The sequence below is a fragment of the Pseudoalteromonas sp. S1608 genome (genome assembly GCF_005887265.1).
Taxonomy (GTDB): domain Bacteria; phylum Pseudomonadota; class Gammaproteobacteria; order Enterobacterales; family Alteromonadaceae; genus Pseudoalteromonas; species Pseudoalteromonas undina.
In genome coordinates this window covers 1-13,869 of the sequence record NZ_PNDK01000048.1, presented here as the reverse complement: position 1 = coordinate 13,869, position 13,869 = coordinate 1, and the positions used below count along the sequence as shown (strand labels likewise).

Genomic DNA, 13,869 nt, shown 5'->3' with positions numbered 1-13,869 from the left:
ATTCTGATTTAAAAAAGTGAGCAATAATATGAAGCCAATAAAACATGTCGTCATTGCAGGCGGTGGAACAGCTGGTTGGATAACCGCAGCACTACTTAATAAAGTGTTAGGTAAAGTAATTAATATTACCCTTATTGAATCAAGTAGCATTGGCACTATAGGTGTGGGAGAGGCCACTATTCCTCCTATTATTGGGCTTAATAATGCGCTCGGTATTAATGAGCAAGATTTTATAAATGCTACTAATGCGTCTATCAAACTGGGTATAGAGTTCGAAAATTGGAAAACACCAGGGCATAGCTACATGCATGCATTTGGCTCGTTTGGTAAAGATTTTCCCTTTTGTGACTTTTATAATTTTTGGGTAAAAGGGCACATTAATGGCAGCGAGGACTCTTTATGGGATTTTTCTCTTAACTATCAAGCCGCTAAACAGCACAAATTTACGCTACTAAATACTATTCCTAATACTCAATTACCAGGGCTTAGTTATGCGTTTCACTTTGACGCCACTTTGTATGCTGAATATTTAAAAAATCTTGCATTATCACGCGGCGTTAAACACATTGATGCAAAAATAGAACGTGTTGAGCAATGCCCAGACACAGGTAATATCACCAACTTAACACTTGACGATAATAGCCAAATCCAAGGCGATTTATTTATAGATTGTACTGGCCAGCGCGCACTTTTAATTGAGCAAACTCTCAATACGGGGTTTGTTGATTGGTCGCATTATTTACCTTGCGATAGTGCTGTTGCAGTGCAATCAACAGGCAGCAACGAATTAAAGCCATATACGCGATCAATAGCACATGACGCAGGCTGGCAGTGGCAAATTCCGCTACAAAACCGAACAGGTAATGGCTTAGTGTATTGCAGCCGCTATTTATCGGATGAGTCAGCAACCGCACTTTTATTAAATAACTTACCGGGTGTGCCAACAACAAGCCCGCGTTTAATTAAATTTAAAACAGGTCGACGTTTAAAGCAGTGGCATAAAAATGTAGTCGCAGTAGGGCTCTCTAGTGGATTTTTAGAGCCCTTAGAGTCTACTAGTATTCACTTAATACAAAGTGCGGTCACACGTTTAATTAAGTTGTTTCCTCATAATGGGGTTAGTGATGCGTTAGTAACTGAATTTAATAAGCAAAGCATCAGTGAAATCGAGCATATTCGTGACTTCATTATTTTGCACTATAAATTAACTGAGCGAGAAGACACCCCATTTTGGCGTCAATGTAAGCAAATGGAAATTCCTCAATCGTTAGCGCATAAAATGGATTTATTTAAACAAACGGGCAAAGTCGTGCGCGAAAACGACGAGTTATTTGCAGAAGTAGCTTGGCAGCAAGTATTTATAGGTCAAGGCCTAATACCAGATGACTATAACAGTATTGTTGATTCATTAAGCAGTGAACAACTAACGGATTTATTCGCAACGTTAAAAACCCTAATAAATTCAACGGTAGATAAACTGCCTACTCATAAAGAGTTTTTAACTAAGTTAAAAACAAACTAAGTGGCGTGACGTGGTGCTTTGGTTGCGGGTTAATTGTCACTGAATATGGCTGTGAATACGTATGCAGCAACTGTAACCAAGCCTTACTTAGCTTTAGTATAAACCTATAACAACACTGAAATAAAAATGACACACACAATGAAAAAAAGATTTTACACGCCGTTGCTTATATGCAGCGCATTGCTGGTGCACGGTTGCAGTGATGACAAAGAGATAAAAACAGATTTGTTAGTTAAGCAAACAGACCCAGTTAAGCCAGTGGTATATCAAGTATTTACTCGTTTATTTGGTAACACCCAAACCGCTAATGTGCCATGGGGAACCAAAGAGCAAAATGGAGTTGGTAAGTTTGCTGATTTTAACGACGAGGCATTAAAAGGCATTAAAGAGCTAGGTACCACGCATGTGTGGTACACCGGCGTTTTGCATCATGCCTTGGTGGGTGATTACACTGAGTACGGTATAAAACAAGACGATCCTGATGTGGTAAAAGGGCGTGCAGGTTCGCCTTACGCAATAAAAGATTATTACGATGTAAACCCTGATTTGGCAATTAATGTTACTAATAGACTCGAAGAGTTCAGCGCGCTAATTGAGCGTACTCATGAGCATGACATGAAAGTAATTATTGATATTGTTCCTAATCATGTGGCTCGAGATTATCACTCAATCGCAAAGCCTAACGGCGTGAAAGACTTTGGTGAGGACGATGATACTAGCAAGGCGTATGCTAAAAATAATAATTTTTACTATGTACCGGGTGAATCATTTAAAGTACCAACAAGCGACAGCTACCAAGTATTAGGTGGCAACAAACACCCTTTAGCCGATGGTCAATTTAGTGAAATCCCAGCAAAATGGACTGGCAATGGTGCACGTGCTCCAAAGCCTGATATAAACGACTGGTACGAAACGGTAAAAGTTAACTACGGTGTTAAACCCGATGGCAGCCTAGACTTTCCAACTTTACCTAAATCGCTTGAAAACCAAGATTACCGTGCACATTATGAATTTTGGCAAGATAAAGAACTGCCAAATAGTTGGTATAAATTTAGAAATATTGCCCTTTATTGGTTAGATAAAGGGGTTGATGGCTTTCGCTATGATATGGCTGAAATGGTACCCGTTGAATTTTGGAGCTTTTTAAATTCATCAATAAAAACACATAAACCCGATGCGTTTTTACTCGCCGAAGTATATAACCCATTGATGTACCGCACCTATATTCACCAAGGTAAAATGGACTACTTGTATGACAAGGTCGGTTTTTACGACACCCTAAAAGGGATTATGCAAGGTAAGCAACCCGCTAACACGTTATTTAAAGCACAAGCTGAAGTGGCAGATATTGAACAGCACATGCTGCATTTTTTAGAAAACCATGACGAACAACGTATCGCAAGTCCTGACTTTGCTGGCGACGCTGCATGGGGTAAACCGGCTATGGTGGTTTCTAACTTAATTAGTCGTTCGCCAACCTTGCTTTATTTTGGCCAAGACGTAGGTGAAGATGGATCAGAAAACGCAGGCTTTGGTTCGCCTACACGCACCAGTATTTTTGATTACATTGGTGTACCAGCGCACCAAGCATGGATGAATAATGGCAAGTTTGATGGCGCAAATTTAACTCCTGAGCAAGCACAGTTACGTCAATACTATATCGCAATTATGGCACTTAATGGCTTACCTGCTGTTGTTGCCGGTGATATGGCACCCTTGATGGTAACAGGCAGTGATAGAGTGGTGGGTTTTTTACGCACCTTAGGCCAGCAATCATTATGGGTGCTGAGCAACTTTAGTCAGCAATCACAAACAGTCACTATTACGCTCACGCCGAATCAAGCAACTATGCTCAAACCAAACTCAACGCTATACGACCTACTAGAGTCGCATAGCGGTATTTTGGTGAGCGATGAGAAACAAAGTACAACCTTTACGCTGACCCTTGATGCACTCAGTAGTGCCGTTTTAACAAATAAGGCTGATCATGAATTATAACAACAAACCAACCTTAAGCTTTTGGCAAATATGGAATATGTGCTTTGGCTTTTTAGGCATTCAATTTGGCTTTGCACTGCAAAACGGTAACGTAAGCCGAATTTTTCAAACACTCGGCGCTAATGTCGATGATATTCCTATTTTATGGGTTGCAGCGCCACTCACCGGCTTAATTGTGCAACCAATTATTGGTTATTGGAGTGATAAAACTTGGGGCAAATTAGGCCGCCGCCGTCCTTTCTTTTTATACGGCGCTATATTAACCACGTTATCGCTTTTTATTATGCCAAATTCCCCCACGCTTTGGATTGCTGCGGGTATGCTGTGGATTATGGATGCCTCAATTAACGTTACCATGGAACCATTTCGTGCTTTAGTAGGCGACAACTTGCCAAACAAGCAGCGCGCCACAGGCTATGCCATGCAAAGCTTTTTTATTGGCGTGGGAGCAGTGGTTGCATCAGCACTGCCTTGGATGATGACCAACTGGTTTGATATTGCTAATACCGCACCGATTGGTCAAATTCCTGATTCTGTAAAGTATTCGTTTTACTTTGGTGGGGTTATTTTATTTATTGCAGTTGGCTGGACTATTGTCACCACAAAAGAGTATTCACCCGAGCAGCTTGCACAATTTAATCAACAAGAATCACAAACAACACAAACCAATATTACTAATAGCGTTAATTTTACCAAAGGCGGCGTTATTTTTAGCGGCTTAGGTTTGCTTGTTTTAGCCACAGTATTAGGGCTGGATCTGGAAAAAGAACTTTACTTGCTGGCTGCTGGGTTAGTTAGTTTTGGTGTTATTCAATTTATTGCAGCGGCATTAAAAGCTAAACAGCACACTAGCGGCGGTTTTTATAATGTAGTGAATGATGTATTCACTATGCCTGAGGCGATGAAGCAATTGGCATGGGTACAATTTTTTAGTTGGTTTGCGTTATTTGCTATGTGGATTTATAGCACCTCAGCGGTTACTAGCTTTCATTACGGTAGTACCGACACCAGCTCGTTAGCGTACAACAACGGTGCAGATTGGGTGGGTATATTATTCGCCGCTTACAACGGCTTTGCCGCGATTGCTGCTTTATGTATCCCGATCATCGTTAAACGCGTGGGATTAAAAGTAGCACATGCACTTAACCTTATTTTAGGTGCGTTGGGCCTAGCGAGCTTTATGTTCATCAAAGATCCCAGTTTACTTATTTGGCCAATGATAGGCGTAGGTTTTGCGTGGGCGTCTATTTTATCACTGCCTTATGCAATGTTAAGTACTTCAGTACCGAGTCATAAAATGGGCGTTTACATGGGCATTTTCAACTTTTTCATTGTGATCCCACAATTATTAGCCGCCAGCGTACTGGGATTAATATTACGCCACTTTTTTGAAAACCAACCTATTTACGCATTAGTACTGGGCGCTGTGTCGTTTGTACTTGCAGCGGTTGCGGTATTGCGTGTTAAGCACACTCAGTAACGTAACGAGTAAACTGAAATTAATTAAGGCTTTAAAATGAAAAAATTAAATACAATTACCACCAGTTTATTAATGCTTGGTTTAACAGCTTGTGGCGCGCAGCAAGAGCCATCAAACAGCGCTGTAATGCAGGTATCGGCACCGGGAGCCCCAGGGGCAGATCCATTTTGGGCCTATGCAGGTAAAACCGGTATTGGCACATCTTTTGAGCAATATCAAAATGGCCATTACAGTGATGAAGCCCCTACAGGAACGGTGTCAAAAGTATGGTTCTCAATTGCCAAAGGTATGATCACCGAAACGATGTTTGGGCTTATTCACCAAGCGCAAATTAAAGACATGCAATTTGTTGTAGCAGGAAAAGATTTTACAGTTACCGAAGCTGACGATTTAGACGTTACCATTGACTACTTATACAAAGACGATAAAGGCCGCCCGTTATCATTAGCTTACAAAGTAGTAAGCAAAGATAAACAAGGCCGCTTTAGCCTCGAAAAACACATATTTACCGATCCTGATGGGCAAAGCTTATTTGTACGCAGTATTTTTAATACCCAGCTTGAAGGCGTTAAGGCCTACGTAAGCGTTAACCCGTATGTTGATAATAACGGCCTTGATGATTTTGCTAAAACTACAGAACAAGGATTGCTTGCATGGCAAGACAACAGCTACCTTTCATTGCAAGGTGCTCAGCCATTTAAACAAACAAGTGTTGGTTTTACAGGTGTGAGCGATGGTTTAAGCCAGCTTAAAACAACTCAGCAGCTTACTCAGGTTTATAAAAATACCGGTGAACAATCGGGTAATGTTAGCCTACTAGCAGAGCTGGGTGAAATTGGTGAAAACAGCCAGTTCGATTTAACCCTAAGCTTTGGTAATAGCGAACAAACCAGCTTTAAACAAGGCCAAGCTACGTTAGCCAAAGGTTACCAAGCGGTGCTTGATAATTACAACGGTAAAGGCGAAGCGCTTGGTTGGCAAGACTACCTGCAAAGCCTTGCACCGCTAAATAACATGAGCGAACAAACCGCAGATAACGGCAAGTTACTTTACACCAGTGCAATGGTACTTAAAGCGCAAGAAGATAAAACTCATGCAGGTGCGCTTATTGCCTCACTATCTAACCCTTGGGGCGAAACCGTATCGGCTAAAACAGGCTCTACTGGTTACAAAGCGGTATGGGTGCGCGACTTTTATCAAGTTGCCATGGCGTTTATGGCCATGGGCGATAATGCGACCGCTAAAACCGCCTTCGAATACCTTGAAAAAGTTCAAGTAAACAGCAAAACCCCAGGCAATAAAGGCGATACAGGGTGGTTTTTACAAAAAACACATGTTGATGGTGAACTAGAATGGGTAGGCGTACAGCTAGACCAAACAGCAATGCCACTCATGCTTGCATGGAAACTCCATCAGGCAGGTGTATTAAGTGATGCAGAGCTCACCGATTGGTATAGCCGTATGTTAAAGCCCGCAGCAGACTTTTTAGTTGAGGGTGGCCGTGCAAACATTCTATGGAACGACACACAAATAACGCCGCCAGCTACTCAGCAAGAACGCTGGGAAGAGCAAGAAGGGTATTCTCCATCAACCACCGCCGCGGTTGTTGCCGGTTTAATTACTGCAGCCGATATCGCTAAACTAGCAGGTGATGATGCCAATGCAACACGTTACCTAAATACAGCTAAGCGTTATAACAATGATATTGAAAAATTAATGTTTACAACGGCTGGTAATTTAGAGTCGAGCGCTTCTGATGGTGAATATTTTATCCGCATTAGCCAAGACAAAGACGCCAATTCAAATACTAAAATTAACGCTAATAATGGTCGTGAAGGGTTTAATAAAAAGCAAATACTTGATGGTGGCTTTTTAGAGTTGGTTCGCTATGGCGTACGTGATGCGCTAGCGCCTAGCATAGTAAAAACATTGCCAAAATATGATGATGAAACCCTAACCGATAACCTACAAGTTAAATACAGCTTTGAGTTTACTGACGGCAGCGGCACATTTGCAGGCTACCGCCGCTATGGTAACGACGGATACGGTGAAGACGAAGTAACGGGCGCTAACTATGCGCAAGGTGGTAAAAACAGCCCAGGGCAACGTGGGCGAGTTTGGCCATTTTTTACCGGTGAACGAGGTCATTACGAAATTGCCGCCGCAAATGCCAATAATAGTTTAGATGCAACAAAACAGCAGGCTATTAAAAATAGCTATGTAAAAGGCCTAGAGCAATTTGCTAACCAAGGCATGATGCTACCTGAACAAGTATGGGATGGTGTAGGCATTAATAAAGCGGGTTACACGTTAGGCGAGGGTACTAACTCGGCCACACCATTGGCGTGGACACATGCGGAATACGTAAAGCTAGTGCGCTCACTAAGCGACAAGCAGGTATGGGATCATTACCCAGTGGTAACTAAAGCACTAAAATAATCGCAAACTAACTAACATAGCCGTAGTAAAATACGGCTATGTTATTTATTACAATAATAACGAGGCTGAAATGAAAACATTTACCTTGAGCGCATTAGCATTAGCAATCATGCTAACAGGCTGCCAAAGCGCACCATCATTAAATAACTACACGAATAACACCGAAACATCGCCACTAAACACTGAACAACAAGCAAACCCATGGTGGGAAAGCGCCATTTTTTACCAAATTTGGCCCCGCAGTTTTTACGACAGCGATGCTGATGGTCATGGCGATTTTAATGGTATGACCCAAAAGCTCCCGTATCTACAAGAGCTCGGCGTAAATGCGCTGTGGTTAACCCCAATGTTTGAAGCACCTTCTTATCATGGTTATGATTTTACTGAATTTTACCAAGTAGAAAACGACTACGGCAGCATGGCCGAGTTTGAAGCCTTTATAAAAGCTGCAGACGACAAAGGCATGAAAGTCATACTTGATTTAGTTATAAACCATATATCAAGTAACCATGAATGGTTTCAGCGTTCAGCAAATAATGAAGCCCCTTATGCAGATTACTTTATTTGGCGCGACGATATGCCAAAAGCCGGAAGCGGCTGGGGCCACGCATGGAGTAATAACGACCAACCCAACGCAGTATGGCATTGGAATGAAACACGTCAGCAGTATTACTATGGTGCGTTTGGAGCGAGCCAACCAGACTTGAATTTACGCCACCCTGATGTTGTTGCCGAAATGGAAAAAATGGCTAAGTTTTGGCTTGATAAAGGCGTTGCAGGGTTTAGATTAGACGCAGTACGTTTTGCAATGGAAGGTGGCGCAGATGCGCAAGCCGATACCGACGAAACCATTGCATATTGGCAGCATTTTAACCAATATGTAAAAAGCGTTGATCCAGAGGCGTACTTAGTGGGTGAAGCATGGGCTGACATTCCCGTTGCGGCAAAATACTTTGGCGAAGGTAAAGGCCTCGATCAAGGCTTTGATTTTGAAGTGGGCTATAAAATATTGGGCTTATTAAAACCCGATGCCAGTGGTGAAGCGCAATTTGGCACCATGCAATCTAACCAAAAAATCAATGCAGTTGATGCCAATGTGCTCAAACAAAATTTACAACAGCGTATTGATTCAACTGCGCCACTTGATTTTTTTGCACCGTTTTTAACTAATCACGACCAAGAACGTGTTGCTTATCAACTTGCAGAGCACGACGATAAGGCAAAACTTGCTGCTGCCATGTTATTTAGTTCTCCTGGCACGCCGTATATTTATTACGGTGAAGAAATTGGCCTAACACAAGGTGGTACAGGTCACGATGTGTATAAACGCGCACCAATGCAGTGGAATAACAGCAACCAAGCTGGTTTTACTCAAGCTCAAACAAGTTGGGTTGAGCAGGCTAAACTGTTTGGTGATAACTACACCCAGTGGTGGCCTGAATATTTAGCACAGCAAATTAATGCTGCTGATCGCAATGTAAAAACGCAACAAGCACAATCTAATTCACTGTGGCGTTTATATCAGCACTTAATCGCACTAAAAAAACAGCGCCGAGAGCTGGGTATTAAAGGCAGTTATGAATTAACACAGCATAACAACGGCCTTGTTGAAATAACCCGCGAGTTAAACGGCAGTAAAAGTATGTTTGTGCTTAACTTAACCGCTAACCCACAAATCATCAGTAGTATTAAACGCGATGGGTTAACGCCTAACTGGCAACACGACCTCAATGACGAGCAACTCGCTGGCTATGGTTTATTGTTACTAAACAACACACTATAAATAAAAAACACACAAAAGGGCTAACATACGTTAGCCCCTTTTGGTTAAAGTGCTTTTATTGCATTGCCCCAAGTTATAGCTCATTTTTTAAGTTTATTAGATTAGATAAAAGTCTTTTAAATTCAAACTTTATAATATTTTACTTAGTGGGCTAATTACCCCGTTCGCGCCTTGTTGTAAAACATGCGTATATATTTGCGTGGTGCGAACATCGCTATGGCCGAGTTGCTCTTGCACGGTGCGTATATCTGCACCAGATTCAAGTAAGTGGGTAGCGAACGAGTGCCGTCGTGTATGGCAGGTAACATTTTTTTGAATCTTTGCTAGCTTTGCTGCTTGTTTAATTGCTTTACGAACCGTTGTTTCATCAATATGGTGGCGACGCAGCTTTTTACTTTCTGGGTCCATGCTTAACTGGGCAGAAGGAAACAAATATTGCCAGCTCATTTCATAAGGAGCCGCTGGGTATTTTCTAGCTAATGCATTCGCAAGCCAGACACCGGCATAGTCTGTTGCTTGTTTGTCTCGATGCCAGTAGTCATTTACCAAGTGACTTTGGCTGCGCAACAAGGGCAGTAGTTCGAGTGCTAATGTTACTCTGCGGTTTTTATTGCCTTTGCCCTGCCAAATCATTAATGAGACATAGTCATAATCGACATCTTTTACCCGTAGCCTTACAGCTTCCATTAAACGTAGACCACTACCGTAAAGTATCTGAGCGATAAGTTTATACTTTGGATCCATTGCCAATAATAAACGCTGTATTTCTTCACGGGTCAGTACTACAGGTAATTTAGGTGACACGAGTGATTTATTAAAATTCATTTCAAGTGATAACGGTCGACTAATAATATGACGGTATAAAAATACCAAAGCATTTAAAGCCGTTGCCTGAGTTTTCATTGCAACATTACGCTGATTACTTAAATAAGATAAGAATTGCCCAACCTCCGACTCTGCCAATTGCGCCGGATGTTTTTTACCATGGTATAAAATGTAAAATTTTATCCAATATTGATAAGTGTCTATAGTACGCTTGGCATAACGACGCGTTATCATAAAGTCACGGATTGATTCTAAAAATATAGAAGCCATAATCTGCTCCAGCTGGTGCTGTATATACAAACAGTAGTTGTGTTTAGTTTTTTTTCAACAACTCGCGGGATTATTTCTTGTATTTTACAACAACAAAAAAACAACAAATATAAATCCCTTGATTTACATTTAGATACAGAGTTAAACTTAAAGTATTAAAAAATCAAAGGATTTTATGTCTACAACTTGCGGGTTTAGATCCTTTGAATAAGCTGTTATACGTTTCAGGAGGCTTGGTGAATAACTCTGATTTTATTTTAGTAATCGAAGATGTTGTTTCGACATCTGCTATTGAAAATACAATGGAGAATTTGAAATCACCTCCAGGTAGAAAGCCCGATGAAAATTTGGTTAAACAATCGGCTTGGTTTAATTCCTTAAGTGACTCTGATAAGGATATGGTAAAAAGTATTATATCCGATGCTGTAAATGAATCTGTTTTTGGTTTCCTTTGTGTACTCGATGGTGTCAGGTCAATTTCTGATTCAGACGATTCTAACAACCTAAAGCTAACCCACGGTGATACTCTGCTTAACGATATAGAAAATGAATACTTGCACGATTTATATAAAAACGTATAACAAACGCAGTCTGTCGGAACGCCTTTCCGTTCCTTCGTCACTACAAGGCGTCCGCAGCTGCGGGCGTTATGTTGCAAGGAAGATTCCTAGTTTGGTGAAATTTCGAAAAGTAGTTTTTAGCCTCTCAGTAATATGCTTGTTCTTGTTTTTCCTATTTCATTATTTGGGTCATAGCAAAGAGTCTTTAATCAGTGTTTATGTATTTATCCTTTTCTGGGGCTTAGAAAAATGTTTATCTTGGCAACTGGGTTATAAAATTGGTATCGGACCAATGGTAGCAATACCATCAAACGCAGATAGCAAATTAAGGTTGTTCGGTTTGGTCTGGGGCTTGTTGTTTTTAAGTATCGGTGTTTTTAATCTGTTCAAAGTAATAGCAACATAACAAGCAAATTAATCAGGACAAATAACAGTTGGTTTTTGCTCCTGCGTCGCTTATTTTAACCAACTGATATTTGCCCATTATTTGGGCGTTATGACTGCAATTGAATTTCGGAGTATAAATGAGAGAGTATTTATCTAATCAACCTTTTAGATATAAAGAATTAGGATACTTGTCACTCTTTATTGTTGCAGTAGGGATTATTCTTACCTCACTTATCTTTGGTAAAACTATATACGACAAGTTAGCTTTTAAAGCTTTGAGTGAGCAGGTGGCTCCATTGGGGGCCAAGTTATTTTGTTCTATCGGTGCTATTTATTTCACTGCTCATATTGCCTTGAAAGGTCCAATTGAAAACTACAATTCTACTATGAACAAGATCTTTATATTTATAACTAAGTTTGGTTTGGGGTTACTTTTTACATATGTCTCTTTAATGGTTGCATCGATAATTTCGTCTTTGCTGACTGGCTACAATCCACCTAAGCCCTTCAGCTTGAATATTATAATTCCAGTTACAATTGTAGTCGTATTGTTCGCACATGTGGTCTACATTTTTTTCGCTCTAGCTATGAGTAACAGTTCAAACTCCAACCTTTGGAATAAAAAAGAAAAATCAGATATTTTGAGAATTTTAAATGGAATGTTTTGTTTGGTATTAATTTCACGTTCCTTAATGGATTTATATATTGGTGTAATGCAGTCATAACAAGCGCATTAAGCACGGGACTGCTAACAGTTTGCTCGGTTCCGCTCCGCTTCACATTTTAGCAAACTATTATCAGCCCCTTATGCGGGCGTTATGCTTCTTAAAGATTGAGAGTATGGATGGTCGATAGAAAACTTAACCCCAAAGATTTAGATGATGATGATCTGGATGAACGATATAGAAATACTTGGGCAGCAGCTGTAGGTAATTTTAAGTTTGATGCTGAGGCCAGTTTACTATCTATCGAAATGAACAGACGATTTTTAGAAGAGAGCGCAAAAGAAAATATGAAGCTTTCAGCTGATAATCATACTTTAAGTATTGAAAATAATAAGCTGTCTAAAAGAGGCGTTTATATTTCATTTCTCGCATTGTTTATTGCTTTAACCTCAGCTGTTTTTTCATTTGTTGATTGGCGTGAAGATGGGGTGTGGCAATCTGAACAAATTAATGAGTTATCTTTAATTGTAAATCAGCTTGAAAAATCAAACGACCTTTTGAGGCAACAAGTAAATTATAATGCCAAATTGAAATTAGTTGAGCATATAGAAATCCTCAATGAAACAGTCGTTGATGTTCAAAACTCTAATATATTGCTAGCAAAAAAAATAGATGGAATTTCTAAAGCTAAAGAGTGAATCGAAGCATAACAAGCTGTTAAACAAGGACAAAAAACAGTTGGTTTTTGCTCCTTCGTCGCTAATTTTAACCAACTATTTTATCGCCTGTTAACAGGGCGTTATGTGTATTCATCGATACCTACTACCAAACTTCGGAAGTAAAAATTGAAAGTTTCAAAAAAATCTATAAATAGAAATGCATTTAATGAAAAGCTTATCCATAGGTACTATTTTGAAAAGATTTACTTAGACAGGGTCATTCGAAAAGATTTGGTTCCGGAGTTTTTAAGGAAAAAAGTTAAGTATTTAAACCTGGTTGTTCCGGAAGATACTTTGGAAATGGATGGGTACAGACCTGATTTTTCACTATTTTTTAAAGGTGACGACAAATCGTATCCAGTAGAAATAAAATGGAAATCATCGGATTTAAGCAAACAAAATCAGATAGATGCACTTAAAAAAAATAATGGCTTTTTAGTTTCTTTTGATGAACCAAAAGACACATCATTACCGCATGTTGTTATAAATAAATACGACTTTGAAAAATGGCTGATAATGCGAATAGACACTTTATGGGAAGAAGCTTTATCTACTAAAGTGACAACTAAAGTTGGCACTAAAACTTGGGTTGTTGCTTTGCGAGGGCAAAGTGCAAAAGACAACTTTGATAAAATGCTTGCCAATACTTCTAAAAGCAATTCTTTTTGGGCCTTTAAAAATGATATGTCAGCTATGGAAAATATTTTGCATCTCGAACAAGGAGATGAAATGGTCTTTATTTTCTTTAAAGCGCTAGGCAAAAATGAAGGTAGTAAGATGAAATTAAATTCAACTGAAAAAATTGAAGTGCATTCCGCATATACTACTAAAATTGACGATCCATATTACATGGTACTCAATAGTGCTCGTTCAAGCTTCTTTGAGTCAGGAAACATACCGATTAACAAAAGAGTATGGCCACATTTCTTTGACTTTACGATAGATGACACGTTTAAATTTCCGAACAAGCTATTGTTAAGTAGAGGTGAAATGTCAGAGACATTGAGAAATCAAATTACTGAATCTGCAAACCATGGCGGTGTATTAATGGAGTTAAATAAAGTTGATTCAAAATATTTGAAAGGGCAATTACGTTACCATACAAAAAACACATAACAAGCCAATCAAGCGGGAAAATTTACAGTTGGCTGTTTTCACTGCGTTCAACATTTTAGCCAACAATATTTTTCCGCTTAAGTTGGCGTTGGTATCAAATCAATA

General features: G+C 39.8%; 10 protein-coding genes. 9 read left to right on the top strand and 1 reads right to left on the bottom strand.

Annotated elements, in window-relative coordinates; all coding sequences use genetic code 11:
- Positions 1-28: 28 nt before the first annotated feature.
- From CWB75_RS16295 to CWB75_RS16275, 5 genes are all read left to right on the top strand, one after another.
- Complete coding sequence (locus CWB75_RS16295) at positions 29-1,522, top strand: tryptophan halogenase family protein (protein WP_138571206.1); 1,494 nt, start codon at positions 29-31, stop codon at positions 1,520-1,522.
- A gap of 138 nt (positions 1,523-1,660) precedes the next feature.
- Positions 1,661-3,520, top strand: a complete 1,860-nt coding sequence (locus tag CWB75_RS16290) for an alpha-amylase family protein (protein WP_138571205.1) — start codon at positions 1,661-1,663, stop codon at positions 3,518-3,520.
- Positions 3,510-5,000, top strand: coding sequence for an MFS transporter (locus CWB75_RS16285; RefSeq protein WP_075169306.1), 1,491 nt, complete (start codon positions 3,510-3,512; stop codon positions 4,998-5,000). Before CWB75_RS16290 ends, CWB75_RS16285 begins: the two co-directional genes overlap by 11 nt.
- 36 nt (positions 5,001-5,036) lie before the next feature.
- Positions 5,037-7,439, top strand: coding sequence for a glycoside hydrolase family 15 protein (locus CWB75_RS16280; protein WP_138571204.1), 2,403 nt, complete (start codon positions 5,037-5,039; stop codon positions 7,437-7,439).
- A gap of 70 nt (positions 7,440-7,509) precedes the next feature.
- Complete coding sequence (locus tag CWB75_RS16275) at positions 7,510-9,222, top strand: alpha-amylase family glycosyl hydrolase (RefSeq protein WP_138571203.1); 1,713 nt, start codon at positions 7,510-7,512, stop codon at positions 9,220-9,222.
- Between the two features lie 129 nt (positions 9,223-9,351).
- On the opposite strand, the gene CWB75_RS16270 is transcribed toward CWB75_RS16275, so the two are convergent.
- Positions 9,352-10,317 (bottom strand): integron integrase, encoded by a 966-nt coding sequence (locus CWB75_RS16270; RefSeq protein WP_138571202.1) that lies wholly within the window; start codon positions 10,315-10,317, stop codon positions 9,352-9,354.
- A gap of 236 nt (positions 10,318-10,553) precedes the next feature.
- On the opposite strand from CWB75_RS16270, the gene CWB75_RS16265 reads away from it, so the two are divergent.
- The 4 genes from CWB75_RS16265 (at position 10,554) to CWB75_RS16250 (ending at position 13,764) form a co-directional block, all read left to right on the top strand.
- Positions 10,554-10,898 carry a hypothetical protein gene (locus tag CWB75_RS16265; RefSeq protein WP_138571201.1) on the top strand — a complete coding sequence of 115 codons (345 nt, stop codon included), beginning with the start codon at positions 10,554-10,556 and terminating at the stop codon, positions 10,896-10,898.
- 503 nt (positions 10,899-11,401) lie between these two features.
- Entirely contained in the window at positions 11,402-11,989 is a 588-nt protein-coding gene (locus CWB75_RS16260; protein WP_138571200.1) for a hypothetical protein, read from the top strand.
- A 119-nt stretch (positions 11,990-12,108) separates the two neighbouring features.
- Complete coding sequence (locus tag CWB75_RS16255; protein WP_138571199.1) at positions 12,109-12,627, top strand: hypothetical protein; 519 nt, start codon at positions 12,109-12,111, stop codon at positions 12,625-12,627.
- Between the two features lie 147 nt (positions 12,628-12,774).
- Complete coding sequence (locus tag CWB75_RS16250; RefSeq protein ID WP_138571198.1) at positions 12,775-13,764, top strand: hypothetical protein; 990 nt, start codon at positions 12,775-12,777, stop codon at positions 13,762-13,764.
- The last annotated feature ends 105 nt before the right edge of the window (positions 13,765-13,869 follow it).